Source organism: Kitasatospora sp. NPDC093550, from assembly GCF_044764985.1.
In the GTDB taxonomy this organism is placed as follows: domain Bacteria; phylum Actinomycetota; class Actinomycetes; order Streptomycetales; family Streptomycetaceae; genus Kitasatospora.
Genome location: NZ_JBIWJF010000005.1, coordinates 64,814 through 86,731, shown reverse-complemented (window position 1 = coordinate 86,731; position 21,918 = coordinate 64,814). Strand labels below are relative to the sequence as shown.

Here is a 21,918-nt window from a genome sequence, read left to right as displayed (position 1 = left end):
GCCCCTGACCGGCCGTCAGCCGACCCGCGACCGCGACCGCGCCGGTCTCGGCCGGGTGCCGTCCGACCAGCGGGATCGTCCGGTTCACGGTAGTGGCAGGGTGTCGGCGGCCGGTACGGCGGGGTCACCCGTAGGCTCCGCCCGGCGGGCCTTTCGTCCCGCGGCCGAGGGTCCTGCGGCCCCTGTCGCCGGGCCGGGGGCGACTGCCAGGGTGGGGAGGAGCGGACGGGGCGTCAGCGCACCGGCCGGACGCCGAACCGCCGGACGTCGAAGCGCCTGGCGCCGAAGCGCCCGGTGACGAACCGCCTGACGCCGAACCGATGAGTGCCGACACCGTGGAGGAACGCCCATGACCGAGCGAAGCGAGCCGACGTCGACCGTGCTGGCCGGGGTGGACGGCTCGCCCCAGAGCACCGCCGCCGCCCACTGGGCCGCCGACGAGGCGGTGCGGCGGGGCGCGTCGCTGCGCCTGGTGCACGCGTGGCCGTGGCTGACCGACGGCGTGGACTCGTTCGCCGATCCCGAGCACCTGCCCGAGGCCGTCCAGCGGGCCCTGGCCGAGGTGGCGGCCGACGTCCGGGGCCGCCACCCGGAGCTGGCCGTACGGACCGACGCGGTGTTGGACGCGCCGATCGACGGCCTGGTGGCCGCCGCCGCGGACGCCGAGCTGCTGGTGCTCGGCTCGCGCGGCCGAGGCGGCTTCGCGGGCCTCCTGCTCGGCTCGGTCAGCATGGCGGTGGCCGGGCGCAGCGGGGTGCCGGTGGTCGTGGTGCGGGAGGACGCGGGCGGTGCCGACGGCGCGGCCGAGGTGGTGGTCGGCGTCGACGCGCACGGGCCGGAGCAGGAGCAGGAGGTGCTGGCCTTCGCCTTCCGGGAGGCCGCCCTGCGCGGGGCCCGGGTCCGGGCGGTGCACGGCTGGGACCTGCCGCCGCTGTTCGGCTACGCGGGCGGGGCCGTCCCGGCGGGCGAGGTCGCCCAGTTGGAGGCGCTGGAGACGAAGCTGCTCTCGCTCGCGCTGGCCGGGCCGCGCGAGCGGCACCCGGACGTCCCGGTGGTCGAGGACGTCCGGCTGGGCGCGGCCCGCGGCCTGGTCGAGGCCTCCGCCGGGGCCGCCCTGGTCGTGGTCGGCCGCCGCCACCGCGAGTTCGGCCCCCGCCTCGGCCGGGTCGCCCACGCGGTGCTGCACCACGCCGAGGCCCCGGTCGCGGTCGTCCCGCACGGGTGAGGCGCAGGGGTTGGGTGAGGCCGGGCCGACGGACCGACGGCCCGGCGGTCGCCGGGCGTTCGGCCCTGCCGTTCTGCCGTCCGCCTGCCGCTTCCGCCTGCCCGCTGCGTGACCCGGCGAGGGGTCGGGTCACGTCGTCCCGAGGGAGTGGGCCACACTGCCGGAGGCCGGCCCGGAGCGGGTCAGCGCGGCCGGTCGGCCGGTGCCAACACCTGGGCGGTGAGGCGGAGTCCGGGGCTGTGACGGAAGGTGAGGGTGAACTCCACCCGCTGGCCGGCCCGTAGCGGTGGCGGGTCGGCGATCATCAGGTCCGCGTCCTCCGGGGACATCGCCAGCTCGCCGCCGCCCGGGACGGGCACGGACGGGACGGGCTCCCAGCGGCCCGCCGCACCCTGGTGGAGGTGCCGCTTCAGGGTGATCCTGCCGCCGAACTCCCAGCTGGCGCCGGTCAGTTCGTCCGGGACGTCGCCCGGGTTGCGGACCGTGAAGAAGGCCGCCGTGGCGGTGGCCGCGCCCGCCGTGGGCAGCAGGACCCAACCCGGCTCCGCGGTCACCGGTCGGGTCCGGCCGGCCCCGCCGACCGCCGTCCACCCGGTGAGCAGGACCAGCGCCAGCGCCGCCGCGCCGACCGGCGGTCCGACCACTCCCAGTCGCGTCAGGGCGCTCATCGCCGGCCTCCCGTCCGCCCGCCGACGCCGGCCGCACGCGCCGAGCGGCCGCGCCCCGGCTCCCAGGTGCGCAGCCGCAGGCTGTTGCCCACCACGAGCAGCGAGCTGAGCGACATCGCGACCGCCGCCAGCATCGGGTTGAGCAGTCCGACCGCCGCCAGCGGGATCAGCACCAGGTTGTAGCCGAAGGCCCACAGCAGGTTGGCCCGGATCGTGGCGAGGGTCTGCCGCGCCAGCCGTACGGCGTCGACCACGGCCTCGATGTCGCCGCGCACCAGGGTCAGCCCGGCCGCGCCGATCGCCGCGTCGCTGCCGGAGGCCAGCGCCACCCCGAGGTCGGCCGAGGCCAGCGCGACCGCGTCGTTGACGCCGTCGCCGACGACCGCCACCGTCCGTCCGGCGGACCGCAGTTCGGCCACCACCTCGGCCTTGCGCTCGGGCGAGGCCGAGGCGTGCACCCGCTCGATGCCGAGCTCGGCCGCCACGGCCCTGGCGGCGCCGGGCCCGTCCCCGGTCAGCAGGACGGTCTCCAGGCCCATCCCGCGCAACCGGCGCAGGGCCCGCCAGCTGCCCGAGCGCAGGGTGTCGCCGACCGCCAGCACGGCCGCCGGCCGCCCGTCCAGCTCGACCAGGACGGCCGTGCGGCCCGTGTCCCCGGCCGCCGTCACCGCCGCGGCGAGCGCCGGGGGCAGCGCGGCACCGTCCGGGCGGAGCACCCGGACCGTCCGGCCCTCGACCCGCCCGGACACCCCGAGCCCGGTGGTGGCCGCGAAGCCGTGCACGGACGGCAGCGTGCCGCAGCGCTCCCGGGCGGCAGCCGCGACGGCCCGGCCGATCGGGTGCTCGGAGCGGTGCTCGACCGCGCCGGCCAGGCGCAGCACCTCCTCCTCCGTGCACTCCCCGCCGAGATCCCCGGCCGTGGCGGGATCCCCGCCGAGATCCCCGGTGGCATCCCCGGCCGTGGTCACCGCCGTCAGCTCCATCCGGCCGGTGGTGAGCGTCCCGGTCTTGTCCATCACCACGGTGTCCACCCGGCGCAGGCTCTCCAGCACCTCCGGCCCGCGCACCAGCACGCCCAGCTCCGCGCCCCGCCCGGTCGCCGCCAGCAGGGCGGTCGGCGTGGCCAGCCCGAGCGCGCACGGACAGGCCACCACCAGCACCGCGACGCCCGCCGTCACCGCCGCCTGCGGGGCCGCGCCGGCGCCCAGCCAGAAGCCCAGTACGGCGGCGGCGACCGTCAGCACGCAGGGCACGAACACCCCGGCGACCGCGTCCGCCAGCCGCTGCGCCCGGGCCTTGCCGGCCTGGGCGTCCGCCACCAGGGCGGTGATCCGGGCCAGTTGGGTGTCCGCGCCGACGGCCGTGGCCCGGACCACCAGCGCGCCGCCGACGTTCACCGTCGCGCCGGCCACCCGGTCCCCGGGGCCGACCTCGACCGGCACGCTCTCGCCGGTCAGCAGACTCAGGTCGAGCGCCGAACCGCCCTCCACCACCACCCCGTCGGTGGCCACCCGCTCGCCCGGGCGTACCACGAACTCCTGCCCGGGCAGGAGCAGTTCGATCGGCACCAGGCGCTCCTCGCCGTCCGCCCCGCGCAGGCACACCTGCTTCGCGCCGAGCTCGGCCAGCGCCCGCAGGGCGGAGCCGCTGCGCCGGCGCACCCGGCCCTCCAGCAGCCGCCCGGCCAGCACGAACAGCGGCACCCCGACGGCCGCCTCCAGGTAGACGTGCGCCGTACCGCCGCCGTCGGCGGTCAGCGAGAACGGCATCCGCATGCCCGGATCCCCGGCCCCGCCGAACAGCAGCGCGTACGCTGACCAGCCGAAGGAGGCCACCACACCCAGGCTGACCAGGGTGTCCATGGTGGCCGCCGCGTGCCGCAGGCCCTGCCAGGCCCGTCGGTGGAAGGCGGCCGACCCCCAGGTCACCACCGGGACGGCGAGCGCGAAGCAGACCCACTGCCAGGCCGTGAACTGCAGCGCGGGCACCATGGACAGCACCAGCACCGGGACGGCCAGGAGGGCGGTGACCAGCAGCCGCCACCGCTCGTCCGGCTCCTCCGCCGCCGCCCCGACCGGCGCCCCCTCGGGCACCGACTCGGCGGTGTAGCCGGCCCCCTCGACGGCCGCCACCAGCTCCGCGACCGACACCCCGGCCGGGTGCAGCACCCGGGCCCGGCCGGTCGCCAGGTTCACCCCGGCCGTCACCCCGTCGATCCTGCCCAGCCGCTTCTCCACCCGGCCCACGCAGGCCGCGCAGGTCATCCCGCCCACCGCCAGGTCGGTGGACACCAGGGCGCCGGGCTCCGCGACGGCGCTCATCGCATCCCGCCCATGTCGTGCCCGTGCATCCCCGGCGAGGTGCCGCTCCCGCTGCCCGGCCGCAACCCGGGCGCCACCGGCCCCACCTGCCGGCCCACCTCGTAGGCCACCACGAACACCACCACCAGCAGCAGGGCGAACCCCGCCAGCACACTCAACGGCCGGACTCCCGGCGACTTCGCACTCACCCCCCACCAGTCGGACGGGCGCCACGGTCGGTTCCCGTACACCCGGAAATCCCCCGCCCCTCCCACGCGGCGCCCGGCCCCGGCGCCCGCCCGAGACCCCGCGACCAGCCCGCGCAGCAGCGCGACGGCCGCCCGTCCGCCTCCCCGCCCATCACCGACGAGCCGAGTGCGTGCAGCCACTCCTCGGATCCGCCCCCTCGCCCTCGCCCTACCTCGCCCTCGCCCTACCTCGCCCTCGCCGACGGCCGGCGGGCCGAGGGCGGCCGGGGGACGACCGCCGAATCCGGTCGGGGGGTTACCCCCCCGTGAAGACGGCGGTCCGCCCCAGCGCGCGGCAGGCCCTGCCCCGGTGAAGATCGACTCACCGAACGCCGCAGGCAGCGGCGTTCCGTCGAGTCGAGGAGTGATCACGACGATGGCAGGCACCAGGGTGATCGGGCGGCGCGGACTGCTGACGGCGGCGGTGGCCGCCGCAGCCGCACTGGTCCCGGTGGCGGCGGTCGCCGCGCCGGTGACGCCCGGGACGGGCATCACGGCCGGGGACCCGGCCGCGTCGCAGCGCTCCGCCGTGGTGCGCGCCCTGGAGGGCGTCGCCCAGCCGTTGCGGACGACCGAGCCGGGCGGCCGCACCACCGACCTGCACGCCCTGGGGGCGATGATCGGCGACGCCACGGTGGTCGGCCTGGGCGAGGCCACCCACGGTTCGCACGAGTTCTTCGCGATGAAGCAGCGGCTGTTCCGCTACCTCGTCGAGGAGAAGGGCTTCACCGCCTTCGCCCTGGAGACGAGCTGGAGCAGTGGCCTGCAGATCGACGAGTACGTCCAGGGCGGACCCGGCGAGGCGCGGCAGCTCGTCAAGGACGCCCTGGGCGCAAGCCCGTGGGACCGCGAGGAGTTCGCCGACCTGATCGCCTGGATGCGGGAGTACAACCGGAGCCACCCGCGGAACCCGGTCCACTTCGTGGGCGACGACCTCGGCCTGCCCAGGCTCGGAGACCGGATCTTCGAACGGGTCACCTCGTACGTGCGCGGGGCCCGCCCCGGCGCCCTGCCTCGGCTCGAAGGCCTGTACGCGGGCCTGCGGCCGCTCGACGACGTCCTCGCCTACCTGAAGAGGCCGCTCGCCGAGCGCCGGGAGAACGCCGCCAAGGCTCAGCAGGCGCTCGACCTGGTCACCGCGAGCGGCGCCGGCGCCTTGGACGACGCCCACGCGTGGGCGGTCCAGCACGCCCGGAACATCGCCGAGACCTTCGCCTTCGCGACCCTGGACATGTCCGACCGGGCCTCGGTCTCCGCCGCGGAGCAGCTGCGCGACCGGGCGATGGCGGACAACACCGCGTGGTGGCAGCGCCACACGGGCGGCAAGGTGCTGCTGTCCGCGCACAACGGGCACGTCGGCTACCTGGCCACCGACACCTTCCTGTACCCCGAGCCGCAGGGCTCGCGGCTGCGCGACACCTACGGCCGTGACTACGCGGCGATCGGCTTCACCTTCGACAGCGGCTCCTTCCTCACCAACGACGCCGTCCTGACGGACGACTGGAAGACCGTCACGGTGCCGCCGGCCACGCCGGACATGAACGAGTACACCCTCGACCGGGTCCGCCACCGGGACTACTACGTCGACCTGCGCACCGCCCCCCGGGCGGCCCGCGACTGGCTGGACGCCTCCCGCCCCACCTACGAGGCGGGCTCGGTCTACGTCAGCGACCCGAAGCCGCGCCTCGCGCTCGGCCGGGCCTACGACGTCCTGATCCACCTGCACCGGGTCGCCCAGGCGCGGAGGTTCTGACCCCCGCGGACGACCCGGGACGTCCGTCCGGTGCAGCCGGAGCCCCCGCCGGGACGCACGACAAAGCTGTTCAGGGTCACGGCGAAGACCCTGCACGGATGGGGCCGCCGACGGTCCGGCGGGCCGCCCACCGGCGCGTCGACCGGCGACCGTTCAGAACCGAGGGCGTCCGTCGAACCGGAGCAGGCTCAGTCCTCCCGGCTGCCGGACCGGGTGAGGGCCGGGGCGGGGTGCTGCACGGCACGGCAGCTATGCGGCACCCGTGGAGGTCAAGGACGAGCAAAGTGCAGGAATTGTGGGGGGATTCTCCGGAACACCGATCGGCGGGTGGAGGGGGTGCGCCGACTGACTACTCTGCAGTGATCACCATTCAGGTGGTCATTCGCATTCGTCAGCCACGGGGGTCCCCACTCATGTCCGCACCGACGCCCCACCCGCACCAGCCGTACGGGCAGCCGCCGGCCCCGCAGCCGCACGCCGGCCAGCCGCACGCCGGCCAGCCGTACACCGGTCAGCCCGCCTACGGCCCGCCGCCCGGGTCCGGGCCGCGCCCGCCGGCCGGGCCGTCGGGGCCTCGGCGGCGCAGTCCGCTGCACTCGCTGCTGTCCGTCGGCATCGTGCTGGCGGTCTTCGGTGGCGTCGCCTGGTACGTGTGGGACTACAACACCAGCCCCACCGGCGGCAAGGCCAAGGCCGAGGCGACGCGGTCCGCGCAGGCGGCGGAGGCCAAGACGCACGACCCGAACATCGGGGACTGCGTCAAGATCGCCGACCCGGAGGGGGACCCCCAGCCGACCATCGTGGACTGCGCCTCCCCCGAGGCCGAGTACAAGACGGCGAACCGGCTGATCGGCCCGGACAAGCACTGCGGCAAGGAGTTCGACTACGGCATCCGGTACTCCTCCCGCCGCAGCACCGACTTCACGCTCTGCTTCACCAAGGTCCGCCGCTGAGATCGCTCCTGACGCACGACCCGAGTGTCAGCCGACGGTCCCCCGCGGGGCGATGCGGTAGGTGAAGGGCAGGGTGCCCCGGTCCAGGGTGGTGGCGCCGCCGTCGACTTTCAGCACCCTCCAAGTCTCAGGGGGGGTCACTATTCGGAGATCGCCCGGGGGTCAGTTTTCACGAAGCGGCGACACCCCGGGTTCGGCGGCGTGGAGAACGGTCTCGAACGGCGGCGGACGCCGCCTCGCCCCGCGACCACGAGAGCCGCCCCGACACCTCGGAGGCGATGATCCGATGCTCGATGAGCAGGGTCATGAGCCACTGACTCGCCCGGTGACCCTCTCTGCACCCGCACGCGGGGCCTGACGGACCGGCGGGCCCAGTGCCCACGGGCACACGGCCGCAGCGTTCGGCCGCTTCCCGGCATGGCACGATGCCGGAGTGGAGAGTAGAGAACGTGCGGAGAAGCTGTCTGAGCTCGGCGACCTGCTGACGTCGCTGTCGAACAGGCCCGTCGTCTCCGTGCGGTACGGCCGGTTCCCGGATGGCGCGACCCCTGATCACGGGCTGGGGCCCCTTGCCGGCCACGTGCACGACCTCGTCGCCGAACTTCACCCGATATGGGAGCGGTACATCGCCCGCGGGGCCGTTCCCCCGAGCGCTTCGCAGATCGAGGCTCGCCTGGAGCCGCTCACCGCCGACGAGGCCATCGAACTGATGACCGCGCTCGCCTCCGACGACCTCGTATGGCCCAGCTCGAAACTGATGGACCGTGAGATCGCCCACCACACCGTGACGCGCCTTGTGACGTGGCTCGGGTCCGGTGCGACTTGGTGGACCAACCGACAAGGAAATTCCTGGGAGCCCGTCAGCGCCTGCACCTTCGACGGCGTGGTCGCCGGAAGCGACGGTGAGTACTTCGCGATCCTGATCCAGCTTGGCGAGGACTGAGGCGACAATCGTCCCGACAACACCTCAAACCGATCATTCGTACTTCGGCAGGGTACGGGCATCCCGGACACCAACCGCCGTGCTCGGTCGTGCTGCCCGACGGCAGGTCGGCGACCTGGAGGAGCGAGGCCTCCAGCTGCTCGCGGGACAGGGGTGCGCGCGGCCGCCACGGCGCGCCCGACGAGGCCAGCGGGGGCACCGGGGCTGGTGGAGCCGACGGAGACGTAGCGGCACCATGGTCAGGACCGGCCGGCGACGGAGACCCTGGGGCCGGCGCGGAGGAACAAGCTGCCAACAGACCGGTCATCGCCAGCATCACCGGCGCCACACGGACGACGAACCGCGTCAAAGGGGTGTCTCCTGCTCTCCCGTTTCCCGCCGGACAACGGCCTCCGGAACAGGTCGGGACAGGGTACGGTCATTATGATCATTCGCCCAGCGGCACGCGCGGCATTTTTCCTACGAACGGCACCGACGTCAGGCTGCCGGGGGCGGCGGACAGGTCGTACATGTACCCGATGAACACCAGGTCCTCGGTGCACTGTGTGCGGATCGCACCGGCTTCGCCGTGCCACTGCTCGGGCGTCACCCGGATCTCCCGGCCCTACTCCGTCCTGCCCGCCGACCCGGCCTGAGCAGACCGGCAAGCCCCAGCCCGGCCGGGCCGCGGTCCCCCCGGATCAGTGAGCGCGCTCTGACCGACGTGCCCGCACCGGCGGCCGACCGGACCCGTCCGGCACCTCTGGCGTCAGGGCCGTACGCTGCGCGGGCCGGTCACGGTGGCGCCCAACGCGCCTACGCGGGAGCGCAGTTCACGGTCGGCGGTGGCGACCAGGCAGTCCCGTCCGGGGTGTTCGGCGAGGGCCGCCCGGACCAGCTCGACGATCCGGTCGTCCCCGCTGCCGCTCGCCTCGACCACCCGGACCTCGGGCAGCCCGGCGACGCCGCGGGCGGCGCCCTCCACTACCAGGACCACCTCCAGCGGGCCCGGGTGGTCCGGCAGGCCCCGTTCGGCGACGGCGACCAAGGCGTCCCGCAGCCGCTCGGCGGCGCCCCGCCGGTCGCGCCACCAGCCGTCCGGCACCGAGCCGACCACGTTCGCGCCGTCCACCACCAGCAGCGTGGGCAGGCCCTCGTTCTCGTCCATGGCCGCCAAGCCTGCCACCCCTTCCCGGGCTGAGCCGAACCGGCGACGCCCGCGGCAGGTCCGCCGGCTCCCGCGCGGCACGCGCGGGGCGTCAGTCCGCCAGGGTGATCCGGATGCCGACGGTGCCGCGCTCGCCGCGGCGCAGCCGGCTGCCGAGCAGGGTGAGCACTCCGAGCAGGCCGTACTTCTGGCGCAGCAGCGTGCGGTAGGCGGCGGTGCGCTCGGGGTCGAGGATCTCGGCGGTCGCCGGGTACTGCTCCCCGGTGGGGCGGCCCTTGACGTCGCACGGGCCGACCAGCACGTCGGCCCGGTTGCGGATCCGCTTGACCTTCCAGGAGTCCGCGACCGTCCAGACGCCGAGCGCCTCCCCGTCGCGGACCACCCACACCGGGGTCGGGACGGTCGTGCCGTCCTTCTTGTACGTGGTGACGAGCAGGTAGCTCCCGCTGGAGAGCCGGACGATCCGGGCGAGCCGGTCCGCGGCGGTGGGGTCGGGCGTGGTCATGGCCGGAAGTCTAGAGGGCCCGGGCCGGTGCTCCGCTCACTGGAAGCGGGCGAGTGCGCTCTCCTTGAACGACGTGGGGGACACGCTGAGGTCCCCGGCGAAGCACCGGGCCGGCACCAGGACGAGCAGCAGGCCGAACCCGATCAGCGCGGCCACCGACCCGACGCACAGCAGCCGCACCCCGCAGTCGAGGATGCCGTACGGTCGCTCACCGGGTTCGGCGGGTGCGGGCGCCGTGGACCAGCGCGCGGGCGCGGCGGGCCAGCCGGCGCCGGCCGCGGCCGCCGACGCCCGTGGAGCCGCCCAGGGCGCTCGCGCCGCCGTACGCCCGGGTGGTACGGCCGCCGCGGACCGGGGTGGCGGTGACCGGCAGGGGCGCCGTGCGGCGGCGGGTGGCGGCCCGGGTGCCGGCCCAGGCGGCGAGGGCGGCGCCGAGGGCGGCGGCCGACCAGACCGCCGGGGCGACGCCCGGGCCGTCGCCGCCGAGGACGGGCGGGCGGGACCACGGCGGCAGCTGGGAGTCGGCCGCCGCCTCCGGGGCCGTGGAGGCGCCGGGGGCGTCGGGGGCATGGGGCGCGTCGGGGGCGTTGGCTGGCGCCGAGGCCGGTGCGGCGGTGTCCTCGACCAGCTGCCCGACCGGCTGGACCTTGCCGGCCGCCGCGAAGCCCCAGTCCAGCAGGGCGGCGGCCTCGTCGTAGACCTTGCCCTGCGCCTCGGGGTGCATCACCGTCACCAGCAGGGTGCGGCCGCCGCGTTCGGCGGCGCCGGTGAAGGTGGCGCCGGCGTTGGTGGTGTAGCCGTTCTTGACGCCGATCAGGCCCGGGTACTTGCCGAGCAGCCGGTCGGTGTTGGCGATGTCGAAGCTGGTGCGCTGGCCGGTGAGCTTGTCCAGCCCGCCGGGGAAGCGCGCGGTGCGGGTGGCGCAGTAGGAGCGGAAGTCGGCGTTGCGCAGCCCGGCGCGGGCGAACAGGGTGAGGTCGTAGGCGGAGGAGACCTGGCCGTCCATGTCGTAGCCGTCGGGGGAGACGACCTTGGTGTCCTTCGCCTGGAGCGCCCCGGCGCGGGCCTGCATCTCGGCGACGGTCCGCTGGATGCCGCCGTTCATGTGGGCGAGGACGTGGACGGCGTCGTTGCCGGAGGCGAGGAAGACGCCCCGCCAGAGGTCCTCGACCCGGTACGGCAGGTTCTCCTTGACGCCGACCAGGCTGCTCCCGGCGCCGAGGTCGGCGAGATCGGCGGGGGTGACCCGGTACTCCAGCGCGCGGTCGAGCTTGGGCAGCACGGTGTCGGCGAACAGCATCTTCAGGGTGCTGGCCGGCGGCAGCGGCAGATGGGCGTTGCGGGCGGCGAGCACCTCGCCGGTGGCGGCGTCGGCGACGAGCCAGGACCGGCCGGACAGCTCGGCCGGCAGGGCGGGCGCCCCGGCCAGTGGCGAGATCTGGACGTCGGGGCTGCCGAGCCGCTCACCGCCGACCACCCCGGCGGCGTCCTGCGCTGGGGCTGCCGGGGCGGCGGGGGCCGCCGTGGCGGCCACGGCCAGGACCAGGGCCGAGGCGGCGGCGCCGGCCGCGGCCCTGGCGATGTACGGGGACTTCCGGGATATGCGCGTGGGCTGCACACCGCGAACGTACCCGCGCCGCTGCCGGGCCGCCGTGCCTGCTGCTCCGTCCGTGCCCGTCCGGTGGACCGCGCCGGCGTGGGGAGCGGACGACTTTGGTGGCGCCCGGTCGCGCCGAAAGTCTGATGTTCCGGCGGCGGCGGACTCCTACGCTCACGGGTATGAAGACCCTGCTCGGCTACCTCGGTTTCGTGCTGATCCTCGGCGGCGCCTCCGGCCTGTTGGCCGACCGGCTCGGGGGCTTCCGGCTGTTCGGCTTCGTCCGGTACCTGGTGCCGGACGGTCACGAGACGGCCGGGTTCGCCGTCCTGCTGGCACTCGGCGTCCTGCTGGCGATCCCCGCCGCCCGGCGTGGCTGACGGCCGGGCCCGGACGGCCGTGCCCCGCCGGCCGGCGCGCTCGGGCGCGGGGCAGCGGGGCACGGGACGTGCCGCGGTGGGGCAGAGCCTTCAGGACCGTCAGAACGTGAGGTTCCAGGAGTCGATGGTGCCGGTGTCGCCGGCCGCCCCGTCCTTCACCCGGAGCTTCCAGGTGCCGTTCGCCGCGCTCGCGGCGGCGTTGACGGTGTAGGTCTTGGCGACGTTGTCGGTGCTGTCGTTGTTCGGGAAGTCCTCCAGCAGGTAGACCGTGCCGTCGGGGGCGACGAGGGAGAGGACGAGGTCACCGCGGTAGGTGTGCTTGATGTCGACGCCGACCTTGAGCGTGGCGGGCGCGTTGCCGGTGACGCCGGTGACGGTGATCGGGCTCTCCACCGTGGTGTTGTCGGGGATGGCCACGTCGGTGAGGTTCTCGAAGTACTTGCCGGTGGGCGGGGTCGCGCCGCCGACCGCCTTCAGCGCGTCGACCTGGCCCTCGCCGAAGAAGCCGTTGTTGGCGGTGGTGCCGGTGCAGCGGCTGTCCGAGGCGGGGCACGGCAGGTCGTTGGCCTGGGCGGCGAGGCGGGCCCGGATGTCGGCCGGGGCGAGGGACGGGTCGGTGCTCGCGATCAGCGCGGCCACGCCGGTGACGTGCGGGGAGGCCATCGACGTCCCGCTCTTGGTGCCGTACTTGCCGCCGGGCAGGGTCGAGTAGACGGAGGTGGCACCGTCGCCGCCGGGCGCCGCGACGTCGATGACGCCCCGGCCGTAGTTGGAGTAGGAGGCCTTGCCGCTGCCGCTGCCCGTGGCAGCGACGGTCACCACACCGGGGAGTTCGGTGGGGATGTCGAGGCAGGCGTTGCTGATGGTGCGGGTGGTGGGGGTGGAGTCGTTCGGGCTCTCGGTGTCGGTGGTCTTGTTCGCCAGGTCGTAGTTGGCGTTGCCGGCCGCCGCGACCTGCAGCGAGCCCTTGCCCTCGGCGTACTCCTGGGCACGCTTGACGCCCTCGATCAGGGCCGCCTGGTCGAGGTCGTTCGGGCAGTTGAACTGCCAGGGGTCGGTGTAGTAGCTGTTGTTGGTGACCTTGAAGCCGTGGTCGCCGGCCCAGACGAAGCCGCAGACGGTGTTCTCGGCGTAGAACAGGGTGCTGGTCGGCTCGGCGATCCGGACCGAGGCGATCTTCACGCCGGGCGCGACGCCGATGACGCCCTTGCCGTTCTTGGCGGCCGCGATGGTGCCGGCGACGTGGGTGCCGTGGGAGTCCACGTCGCGCCAGGCGCCGGTGCGGGTGTCCGCCTTGCCGTACGCGCAGGAGACCGAGTCGGCGGCGTCGAAGTTCGGTGCGAGGTCCTGGTGCTGGTCGTCCACGCCGGTGTCGAGCACGCCGACCTTGACGGACGGGGAGCCGAGGCTGACGGCCCAGGCCTGGTCGGCCTTGATCTGGGTCATGTCCCAGCGGTTGGACTCGGTGAGCGTGGTGGCCGCCTGGGCGGGGTTGGCCGGCAGGGCCGGGTTGTAGGCGTCGGCCGGCACGTCGGCGGTGCGGGTCGCGCCGACCTGCTGGATGCCGGCGACGGTCCGCAGCGCGGCGGCGAAGCCGGCGTCGGTGGAGTGGGCGACGATGACGCCGATCGCGTCGTAACTCGCGAAGACCGTACCGCCCTTCGCGGCGACGGCGGCCTTGGCGGCGGCGACGTCGGCGGGAGCGCTGATCACCAGGTAGGCCCGGGTGCCGGCGGCCCAGCCGGCGGCGGTGGCGGCCGCGCCGGCGGGTGCGGCGGGCGCCTCGGGGGCCTTGGCGGCGGTGCCGGGGACGGCGGGAACGGTGGTCGCGGGGGCGGCGGTCGCGAACGCGGTGGGGGTGGCGAGGGCCAGCGCCGAGACGACGGCGAGGGCCGCGGCCGGGCGGCCGAGCCGCCGGGATATCAGGGGTGACACGTGTCCTCCGATTCGGCCCGTGCGTGAGGGGGATCGCGGGGATCGCACGGGAATTGAAGGAAACATGCCAGATAGACCGGGACTTGGGGAAGACTTTACGCCTGATGACTTTTCACGCAAGCGTTACAGTTTCGTTTCCGCATGCCCCTGCCCCGGCGGGAATCCGCTGGGAGCCCGGCGCCCGCGCTGGGAGGATCCCGGCATGATCGACGAGCGCGACGCGCTGCTCCGCCTCTGGGGCCGCCAGTTGTACGAGCGCCAGGGCGAGCCGCTCGCCTGGGCGGAGACGGTCCTGCGGGCCGCGGGCCGGCCACCGGCAGCCGTCGAGGCGGCGATGTCCGGCCGCCTCGGCGCCCTCGCCGGCGCCCTCGCCGACGGCCCGTCCGACGCCCTCGCCCACGGCCCGTCGGACGGCTCGTCCGACCTGGCCGAACCGCTGTTCCGCACCGTCGCCAAGCTGGCCGCGAACCTGCGCGGCGACGGGCGCTACGACGCGGACGTCGGCACCCGGATCGGCCCGCTGGCCCTGCGGCTCGGCGCCCTGGAGCCGGCCCTCGCCGGCCCGCTCGGCGCCGCGCTCGGCCACCCGCCGGACGGGCCGGACTCCCTGGTCGCCGTCCACGCCGCCGAGTTGCGGGGCGGCCGGGCCGTCCGGGTGCGGGCTGTCGACGCGCTGCTGGAGTGGGCCGAGCGCGGCCACCCGCAGGCGCTGGCCGCCCTGCGCGAGGTCGCCGGCGACCACCGGACGCAGGACCTCACGGTCTGGACCAAGGCGCTCAACCGGATCGATCTGTTCGGCGACGAGGCCCTGGAGCCGGGCCTGCTGCGCGCCCTCGCCGACACCCGGCACGGCGGGGTGCGGTGGTCCGCGCTCGCCTGCGCCGCACTGGGCCTGCGCCGGGCCGTCCCGCTGGTGACGGCGTTGCTGGAGCACCCCGACCCGATGGTCCGCGAGGGCGCCTGCGAGGCGCTCGGGCTGCTCGGGGAGCGCACCCCCGTGCCCGCCTTGGCGGCGCGGCTGGACGACGAGGTCCACTGGGTGGGCGGCGCGGCCGCCCGCGCCCTCGGGGAGATCGGGGGCGACGCGGCGCTCGCGGCGCTCTGGCGGGCCATGACGGAGCGCCGGAACCCGAAGGCCGGTCACCTCGCCGCCGCGATCGCCGCCTTCGGCCCGCCGGTGGTCGACGACCTGATCGCCCTCACCGCCGGCCCCGACCCGGACCTACGGGCACTGGCCTGCCGCGCCCTCGGCGCCACCGCCGACGACCGGGCCCTGCCGGTCCTGGCGCGCCTCGCCGCCCAGGACCAGGCCAGGACCGGCCTCGGCGGGCTGGTCGCGACCGCCGCCAAGCAGGGACTGCGCACCGCGCGCCGCATCCGCGCACGCTGGGCGCCGGACTCGTCACAGGGGGGGATAACCCCACCCCCTGCGGGCCGCTGACCTGAGGATCCATCCACCTGCTGCCACCGTGGTCCGGTGGATCTTCGACGGACAGGCTGGACACCGACGTACTCCCGAACCGAAGGAAACGCCCAGTGTTCAGCCTGAAGTCCCCCCGCGGCCGCACCGTCCGCGTCGCCGCCGTCGGAGCCCTCGCCGTCGCCGCCTGTGCCACGCTCATGGCGGGAAGTGCCGGGGCGATCGTCAACGGTGCCGACTCCGGCGAGAGTTACCCGTTCATGGCGACGATCCCGGAGTCGGCCCCCACGCTCGGCATTCCCGAGGGCAACTGCGGGGCGGCGCTGATCGACCGGCAGTGGGTGCTGACGGCGGCGCACTGCGTCACGGGCGAGGGGCTGGAGCTGGAGGGCACCGTCCGGGTCGGCAGCGACCGGCGGAAGACCGGGGGCACCGTCCGGACGATCGACCGGACCTTCGTCCACCCCGGGTACGTCAACGGAGAGGGCAAGGGCGCCAACAAGGACGACCTCGCGCTGGTACGCCTGGACCGGCCGGTCACCGAGCAGCCGATCAGGATCGCCCCGGCGGCCGGGCGGGCGGGCACCGCGACCCGGCTCCTCGGCTTCGGGACCACCGTCGACGGCGAACTCCGGTTCCCGGAGCGGCTCCAGGAGCTGAACACCCGCCTCGGCACCGAGTCCGAGTGCGCGCCCGGCTACGCGGGCCCGGACCGGCTGTGCACGGTGAGCCCCAAGCCCGGGGCCATGGCCTGCCACGGGGACTCCGGCGGCCCGCAGCTGCAGAAGGGCCGGGACGAGCGGTGGGAGCTCGTCGGGGTCACCTCCGGTCCCGGCGTCCCGAAGACGCCCTGCTCGCAGGGCCCCGGCCTGTACACCAGCGCCCCCGCGTACGCGGACTGGATCAAGGCGACCATGGCCGCCAACGCCGTCCAGGCGCCGGCGCAGGGCGGCTCCGGCCTCGCCGAGACCGGTACGGACGACCGCACCGCGCCGCTGGTCGGGGCGGCCGCGGCGCTGGTCGTCGGCGGAGGTGGCACCATCCTCGTGCTGCGCCGCCGGAAGGCCCGCCGGGCCGGCTGACGCGGGTCAGCCGGCCCGCCGGTCAGGCGGAAGCGGGCGGAGCGGCCGCCGTCGCCGCCACGCCGTCGAGCAGGACGGCGAGGCCGGTGCGGAACGCCTCCCGGTGGCTGTCCTCGGGGGAGCCGCCGGTGGCGCTCTGCAGGCCGGTGAGCAGCGGGAAGCGATCGGCGAAGTCCGGCGCGAGTTCGGCCAGTCGGCTGGAGCGGGCGATCCACCAGTCCTCGTCCGCGACGCCGGTGGCGGCGGCCGCGGCGCGGGTCTCGGCGGTGGTGGCGGCCAGGCCGCGGACGAACTGCCAGAGTGCGGCGACCGCGCCGCGCAGCCGCCGCGGGTCCAGCCCGGCGGGCCGCAGGGCGCGCAACAGGCTTTCCATGGCGGCGAGTTCGGCCGGGCCGAGGACGGGGCGGGCCTGCGAGATCCGGAGCACCCAGGGGTGGCGCAGGTAGCAGGCGTACAGTGCCTCGGCCCAGGCGGTGACGGCGTCCCGCCAGTCCTCGGGGGCCGCCGCGCCGGCGGGCGGTGCGCCGAGTGGGCCGAGCTCGGCGAAGGCCCGGTCGTGCATCAGGTCGAGCAGCTCGGCCTTGCCCGGGACGTACGTGTAGAGCGCCATCGCGGTGCGGCCGAGTCGTTCGCCCACGGCGCGCATCGACAGCGCGTCCATGCCCTCGGTGTCGGCCACCGCGATTCCGGCGGACACGATCGCGTCCACACTCAGGCCCGGTTTGGGCCCGCTGCGTCCGGTGCGCGGTTCCTCGGGCGCGCCCCACAGCAGGGCGAGCGAGCGGCGGGCGTCGCCCTGTCCGGCGTAGACGGTCATCCAGCATCTCCTTATGGCGTAAAATGTCGACCCGGCGGCAACGCTTTATGCCGTAAGGTTATCAATCGAAGGGGTTTCGCGATGACACTGCCCGTCACCTTCGTCGAGGTCGTGGAGACGCGCCGGATCACTCCGCGCACCGCCCGGATCACCTTCGCGGCCGAGGAGCTGGCCGACACCGTCGGCGGCGCGCCCGACCAGCAGCTCAAGCTCTGCTTCCCGCGCCCCGGGCAGGCCGAGCCGGTGCTGCCCGCACCGCAGGACGACCCGACGGGCTGGTACCAGGCCTACCTGGCGATCCCGGAGGCCGAGCGGCCCCCGATGCGCAGCTTCACCCTGCGCCGGCGGCACCCCGGCACCCGCCTGGTCGAGATCGACTTCGTGCTGCACGGCGACACCGGGCCGGCCGCCGCCTGGGCGCGGCGCGCCGCACCGGGGGACCGGCTCGGGATGGTCGGTCCCTCGGCGCTGTACGCCCCGCCCGTCCCGTTCGCCGAGGCCGCCGCGGCGGCCGACTGGGTGCTGCTGGCCGGGGACGAGACGGCGCTGCCCGCGCTCGCGACGCTGGTCGGGGCCCTGCCCGCCGGGGTGCGGGCGCTCGCGTACGTCGAGGTCGCGGACGAGGCCGAGCGGCAGCCGCTGGAGAGCCGCGCCGAACTCGCCGTGCACTGGCTGCACCGCGACGGCGCCGCCCCGGGCGCCCTGCTGACCGGAGCCGTCCGGGCCGCCGATCTGCCGGCCGGCACCCCGTTCGCCTGGCTGGCCGGGGAGGCGGGCGCGGTCCGGGCGCTGCGCCGCCACCTGGTCGAGGAGCGCGGGGTGCCGAAGCCGTCCGTCGACTTCACCGGCTACTGGCGCCACCGGCTGACCCAGGACGACGCGCCGACCGCCGAGGACCTGGCGGACGCTCAGGAGCGCCTGGCCGGCCACTGAACCAGGCGCGCGGGGCCCTGTTCCCGGCGTGGGCCCCGCTCCCGGCGCGGGGCCCCGTTTTCCGGCGCGCCCCGTTTCCGGTGGCGCCGACGCGGGAAGGGAATGTCGCGGTGTCGACAAAGCGGCCGACCGGTGGCGGGTTTTCGCCAGTGTCCGGAGTTCGCCACCGGAATCGCCGGCGAGCGGGTGTTCGGGGCCGGACAGGGCCGATCGGCTGAAAGATGCGGATTCGGCCCGATTTCCGCCGCGAATTTTACTGAGAGATGGTCAACTTTACTTTCTGATGGGGATTTACCCCCTTGTCGTGATCGCGTTCAGGTGCGTTGGATTGCGTCAGCCATTCATCAGACGAAAGGATGTCCATGATCGGCTGGCGGAAAACCCAGCTAGCAGCTGCCGTCACGGTCACCGCCGCGTCCATGGTCCTGAGCTTCGGGACCGGCGCCAACGCAGCTCCGACCCCGGAACCGCAGAACGCCCAGGCGGCGTCCGCGGACGGGGCCCCGGTGCCGGTGATCGTGATCCTGAAGGACCAGATAACGGATGCCCCGGCCGACCACGGTCACCTGGGCGCCCGCCAGCAGAAGGCCGCCGACTCCCAGGCACCGCTGCTGAACAAGGTGAAGGCGGGCGGCGGCACCGACATCAAGACCTTCGTGGTCGGCAACGCCTTCTCGGCCACCGTCAGCCCCGCCCTGCGCGCCCAGCTCCAGGCCGACCCGGCCGTCTCCTCCGTGGTGGCGGACACCCAGGTCCAGGTCGCCCCGGCCGCCGCCGGCAAGGCCAAGCAGGCCAAGGACGCCGCCGACTCCGCGAACGCCGCCGGCGCGAAGGCGCCCAAGGCCGCCGCCGCACCGCAGGCCGTTACGGGCAGCAACGGCCAGGGCGCCGAGGAGAACGCGACCAACACGGCGTGCCCCTCCGACCCGAGCAAGCCGCTGCTGGAGCCCGAGGGCCTCTACTCGGTCCGGGCCTACACCGGCAACGGCAAGGCCGGCGTGGAGAACCTGGCCACCGGCAAGGGCGTCAAGGTCGCCTACATCGCGGACGGCCTCGACCCGAACAACCCGGACTTCATCCGGGCCGACGGCTCGCACGCCGTCGTCGACTACAAGGACTTCGCGGGCGACGGCTGGGACGCGCCGACCGGTGCCGCCGAGGCCTTCGGCGACGCCTCGGCGGTCATCGCCCAGGGCCGCCAGACCTACGACGTCTCGCAGTTCGTCAACCCCTCGCACCCGCTGCCGGCCGGCTGCAACATCCGCATCCGCGGCCTCGCCCCGGACGCCGACCTGGTCGCCCTGAAGGCCGGCGGCGAGCTGATGTCCAACTCGTCGATCCTGCAGTCCATCGACTACGCGGTGCGGGTCGCCCACGTGGACGTCCTCAACGAGTCCTTCGGCGGCAACGTCACCCCGGACAGCGGTGCCCACGACACCATCTCGCTCTTCAACGAGCAGGCCGTCAAGGCCGGTGTCACCGTCGCCGTCTCCTCCGGTGACGCCGGCATCAGCGGCACCGTCGGCACGCCGTCCACCGATCCGTACGTGATCTCGGTCGGCGCCTCCACCGACAACCAGAACTACCAGCAGACCGGTTACGCGGCCGCCCAGTTCTCCAACAAGACCTGGAGCAACAACCGCATCTCCGCGCTCTCCTCCGGCGGCTTCACCCAGGCCGGTCGCACCGTCGACCTGGTCGCGCCGGGCGAGTCGGACTGGGCGCTGTGCACCCCCGACACCGCCAAGTACCAGGACTGCACGGGCTTCAACGGCAAGCCCTCGCCGATCCAGCCCTTCGGCGGCACCAGCCAGGCGGCCCCGTTCGTCACCGGCGCCGCGGCCCTGGTCATCCAGGCCTACCGCGACACCCACGGCGGTGACTCGCCGTCCCCCGCGCTGGTCAAGAAGTTCCTCACCGGCACCGCCACCGACCTCGGCGTGCCCGCCGAGGAGCAGGGCGCCGGCCTGCTGAACGTCCGCGCCGCCGTCGAGGCCGCCCGCGGCTACGACGACGGGGACGGCACCGAGGGCGCCAACACCGTCGTGGTCAACACCGGCCAGGTCGACATCGCCGGCGCCCCCGGCTCGGCCCACACCACCGACGTGTCCGTCACCAACACCAGTGACGAGCCGCAGACGGTGAGCGCCGCGACCCGCAGCTTCGCCCCGCAGTCGAGCAACCAGCAGACCGTCCAGCTGGACTCGGCCTCGACGGACACCTTCAAGTACGCGACCAACGGCGTGGACTGGGTGCAGAAGCAGGTCAAGTTCACCGTCCCGGCCGGCGCCGACCGCCTCGCTGCCTCGATCGCCTGGCACGGCGCGCCCAACCCGGTCACCAACGGCCCGGTCGTCCGCATGACGCTGCTCGACCCGTCGGGCCGCTTCGAGACCAACACCCGTCCGCAGGGCGGCGCCACCCCGGCGAACTTCGGCCTGGTGGACGTCCCGCACCCGGTGGCCGGCGAGTGGACCGCGATCCTCTACACCCCGGCGGGCAAGAACGGCTTCACCGGTCCGGTGCAGTTCGGCACCGCCACCCAGCGCGCGGTGCCGGCCGGCGCCGTGAGCCCGAGCAGCACCGAGCTCAAGCCCGGTCAGACCAAGACCCTCAAGGTCCAGCTGACCACCCCGGCGACCAGCGGTGACTCCAGCGAGGCGATCGTCGTCTCCAGCTCCAACGGCAACACCACCAGCGTCCCGGTCACGCTGCGCAGCCTCGTCCCGGTCAACCAGGGCAAGGGCACCTTCACCGGCACCATCACCGGTGGCAACGGCCGCAGCGCCTCGCCGACGCAGAGCTTCACCTACGGCTTCGACGTCCCGAAGGGCCAGAAGGACCTGCGGGTCGGCGTCACCGTCGGCAAGGACTCCAACCTGCTCATGCAGGGCGCCCTGATCAGCCCGAACGGCACCCCGATCGACATCGAGGGCAACGGCCGGTTCGACGCCCAGGGCAACCTGACCGGCACCGCGGCCGGCGTCTCGGCCACCACCGTCAACCCGGCCGCCGGCCGCTGGCGGTTCGTCCTGAACGTGCTCGGCCCGGTCAGTGGCCAGCAGCTCGCCCAGGACTTCACCGGCACCGTCGCGTTCAACCAGAACCAGGCCACCGCGGCCGGGCTCCCGAACGACGCGCGCACCAAGCTGGCGGCCGGCAAGCCGGTCACCGTCCAGGTGAACTACACCAACAACACCGTCGCCACCCAGAAGATCGCGGCCGACGGACGCCTGGACCGCCGGGTGGACCTGCCGCTGGTGCCGCAGGGCGCCTCGGCGAGCCTCAACCTGCCGCTCAGCCTGAGCTCCTCGGTGCCGTTCTTCCTGGTGCCCCCGGGCACCGACCAGCTGAAGGCCGTGGCGGCGTCCTCGACGCCGGCGCAGATCGAGCTGAGCGCCACCACCGGCTCGCCCGACCTCTTCGGCGACCTGAAGAAGGCCCAGAACGGTTCCACCATCTCGGTCGTCACCGACAACGGCACCGCCGAGCAGCCGGTCGTCCCGGGCAACTGGAGCACCTTCGTGCAGCAGATCGGCCCGTTCGGCACCGGCGGCGCCCCGACCGGCACCTCCACCATCACGGCCACCGCGCACACCCAGGCCTTCGACCCGGCGCTGACCTCCAGCACCGGTGACCCGTACGCCGCCTCGGTGAACGCCTCGGCCCAGGCCGCCGACCCGGTGACCGTCGAGCCCGGCGCGACCGGCTCGCTGCAGGTGACCCTGACCCCGAACGGCCCGAAGGGCAGCACCGTCAAGGGCGTGCTGTACCTGGTGTCCGGCCCGACCGGCGTGGCCACCGCCAACAACGTCCTGAACACCACCGGTGCGGTGCTCGCGGCGATCCCGTACAGCTACACCGTGAACTGACCTCCGGTCAGGCACGTTCGAGGCCGAGGCCGTCCCGGATTCCCGGGGCGGCCTCGGCCGCTTGTCGTCCCGGCGACGATCCGGGGTTCCTGGGCCGGCCGGCTGGGCAGGTTCGGAAACGGACGGATGTTCTGACGATT

Annotated in this window: 19 protein-coding genes; 9 read left to right on the top strand and 10 right to left on the bottom strand. The window is 74.7% G+C overall.

Annotated features, from left to right (window positions below):
• Positions 1–349 precede the first annotated feature (349 nt).
• The gene (locus ACIRD3_RS09490; RefSeq protein WP_402213613.1) at positions 350–1,225 is read left to right on the top strand and encodes a universal stress protein; all 876 of its coding nucleotides are present in this window, start codon (positions 350–352) and stop codon (positions 1,223–1,225) included.
• Between the two features lie 182 nt (positions 1,226–1,407).
• Here ACIRD3_RS09490 and ACIRD3_RS09485 read toward each other — a convergent pair whose 3' ends face one another.
• From ACIRD3_RS09485 to ACIRD3_RS09475, 3 genes are read right to left on the bottom strand one after another with little or no spacing between them, the layout of a single operon-like run.
• Complete coding sequence (locus tag ACIRD3_RS09485) at positions 1,408–1,893, bottom strand: copper chaperone PCu(A)C (protein WP_402213611.1); 486 nt, start codon at positions 1,891–1,893, stop codon at positions 1,408–1,410.
• On the bottom strand, positions 1,890–4,214 hold the full coding sequence (locus tag ACIRD3_RS09480; protein ID WP_402213610.1) for a heavy metal translocating P-type ATPase: 2,325 nt from the start codon (positions 4,212–4,214) through the stop codon (positions 1,890–1,892). The genes ACIRD3_RS09485 and ACIRD3_RS09480 overlap by 4 nt, the downstream gene beginning before the upstream one ends.
• Positions 4,211–4,372, bottom strand: a complete 162-nt coding sequence (locus tag ACIRD3_RS09475) for a hypothetical protein (RefSeq protein ID WP_402213608.1) — start codon at positions 4,370–4,372, stop codon at positions 4,211–4,213. The genes ACIRD3_RS09480 and ACIRD3_RS09475 overlap by 4 nt, the downstream gene beginning before the upstream one ends.
• Before the next feature lie 445 nt (positions 4,373–4,817).
• Here ACIRD3_RS09475 and ACIRD3_RS09470 point away from each other — a divergent pair, with 445 nt between their 5' ends.
• From ACIRD3_RS09470 to ACIRD3_RS09460, 3 genes are all read left to right on the top strand, one after another.
• Positions 4,818–6,194: an erythromycin esterase family protein gene (locus ACIRD3_RS09470; protein ID WP_402213606.1), complete on the top strand. Its 1,377-nt coding sequence runs from the start codon at positions 4,818–4,820 to the stop codon at positions 6,192–6,194.
• Positions 6,195–6,607: 413 nt separating this feature from the next.
• Positions 6,608–7,147 (top strand): hypothetical protein, encoded by a 540-nt coding sequence (locus tag ACIRD3_RS09465; RefSeq protein ID WP_402213604.1) that lies wholly within the window; start codon positions 6,608–6,610, stop codon positions 7,145–7,147.
• Positions 7,148–7,580: 433 nt separating this feature from the next.
• On the top strand, positions 7,581–8,090 hold the full coding sequence (locus tag ACIRD3_RS09460) for a hypothetical protein (RefSeq protein ID WP_402213603.1): 510 nt from the start codon (positions 7,581–7,583) through the stop codon (positions 8,088–8,090).
• Positions 8,091–8,517: 427 nt separating this feature from the next.
• Here the strand turns inward: ACIRD3_RS09460 and ACIRD3_RS09455 are convergent, their stop codons facing one another.
• The 5 genes from ACIRD3_RS09455 to ACIRD3_RS09435 all read right to left on the bottom strand — a co-directional run bounded on the left by ACIRD3_RS09455 (position 8,518) and on the right by ACIRD3_RS09435 (position 11,360).
• A complete protein-coding gene (locus tag ACIRD3_RS09455) occupies positions 8,518–8,679 on the bottom strand; it encodes a hypothetical protein (RefSeq protein WP_402213601.1) in 162 nt (53 codons plus the stop codon).
• 159 nt (positions 8,680–8,838) lie between these two features.
• Positions 8,839–9,237 (bottom strand): NTP pyrophosphohydrolase, encoded by a 399-nt coding sequence (locus tag ACIRD3_RS09450; RefSeq protein WP_402213599.1) that lies wholly within the window; start codon positions 9,235–9,237, stop codon positions 8,839–8,841.
• A 91-nt stretch (positions 9,238–9,328) separates the two neighbouring features.
• Positions 9,329–9,742, bottom strand: a complete 414-nt coding sequence (locus tag ACIRD3_RS09445) for a PPOX class F420-dependent oxidoreductase (protein ID WP_402213597.1) — start codon at positions 9,740–9,742, stop codon at positions 9,329–9,331.
• Positions 9,743–9,778: 36 nt separating this feature from the next.
• Entirely contained in the window at positions 9,779–9,922 is a 144-nt protein-coding gene (locus ACIRD3_RS09440) for a hypothetical protein (protein WP_402213595.1), read from the bottom strand.
• A gap of 28 nt (positions 9,923–9,950) precedes the next feature.
• The gene (locus ACIRD3_RS09435; RefSeq protein WP_402213593.1) at positions 9,951–11,360 is read right to left on the bottom strand and encodes a D-alanyl-D-alanine carboxypeptidase family protein; all 1,410 of its coding nucleotides are present in this window, start codon (positions 11,358–11,360) and stop codon (positions 9,951–9,953) included.
• A gap of 161 nt (positions 11,361–11,521) precedes the next feature.
• Here ACIRD3_RS09435 and ACIRD3_RS09430 point away from each other — a divergent pair, with 161 nt between their 5' ends.
• Entirely contained in the window at positions 11,522–11,719 is a 198-nt protein-coding gene (locus ACIRD3_RS09430; protein WP_402213591.1) for a hypothetical protein, read from the top strand.
• A 99-nt stretch (positions 11,720–11,818) separates the two neighbouring features.
• On the opposite strand, the gene ACIRD3_RS09425 is transcribed toward ACIRD3_RS09430, so the two are convergent.
• Entirely contained in the window at positions 11,819–13,591 is a 1,773-nt protein-coding gene (locus ACIRD3_RS09425; RefSeq protein ID WP_402214029.1) for a S8 family peptidase, read from the bottom strand.
• A 265-nt stretch (positions 13,592–13,856) separates the two neighbouring features.
• Between ACIRD3_RS09425 and ACIRD3_RS09420 the strand changes: the two genes are divergently transcribed.
• On the top strand, positions 13,857–15,095 hold the full coding sequence (locus ACIRD3_RS09420; protein ID WP_402213589.1) for a HEAT repeat domain-containing protein: 1,239 nt from the start codon (positions 13,857–13,859) through the stop codon (positions 15,093–15,095).
• Positions 15,096–15,190: 95 nt separating this feature from the next.
• The gene (locus ACIRD3_RS09415; protein ID WP_402213587.1) at positions 15,191–16,156 is read left to right on the top strand and encodes a trypsin-like serine protease; all 966 of its coding nucleotides are present in this window, start codon (positions 15,191–15,193) and stop codon (positions 16,154–16,156) included.
• Between the two features lie 22 nt (positions 16,157–16,178).
• Here ACIRD3_RS09415 and ACIRD3_RS09410 read toward each other — a convergent pair whose 3' ends face one another.
• Positions 16,179–16,973 (bottom strand): TetR/AcrR family transcriptional regulator, encoded by a 795-nt coding sequence (locus tag ACIRD3_RS09410; protein WP_402213586.1) that lies wholly within the window; start codon positions 16,971–16,973, stop codon positions 16,179–16,181.
• Between the two features lie 81 nt (positions 16,974–17,054).
• On the opposite strand from ACIRD3_RS09410, the gene ACIRD3_RS09405 reads away from it, so the two are divergent.
• Both ACIRD3_RS09405 and ACIRD3_RS09400 read left to right on the top strand, forming a co-directional pair.
• Positions 17,055–17,906 carry a siderophore-interacting protein gene (locus ACIRD3_RS09405; RefSeq protein ID WP_402213584.1) on the top strand — a complete coding sequence of 284 codons (852 nt, stop codon included), beginning with the start codon at positions 17,055–17,057 and terminating at the stop codon, positions 17,904–17,906.
• A gap of 362 nt (positions 17,907–18,268) precedes the next feature.
• Positions 18,269–21,778, top strand: coding sequence for a S8 family serine peptidase (locus tag ACIRD3_RS09400; RefSeq protein ID WP_402213582.1), 3,510 nt, complete (start codon positions 18,269–18,271; stop codon positions 21,776–21,778).
• The last annotated feature ends 140 nt before the right edge of the window (positions 21,779–21,918 follow it).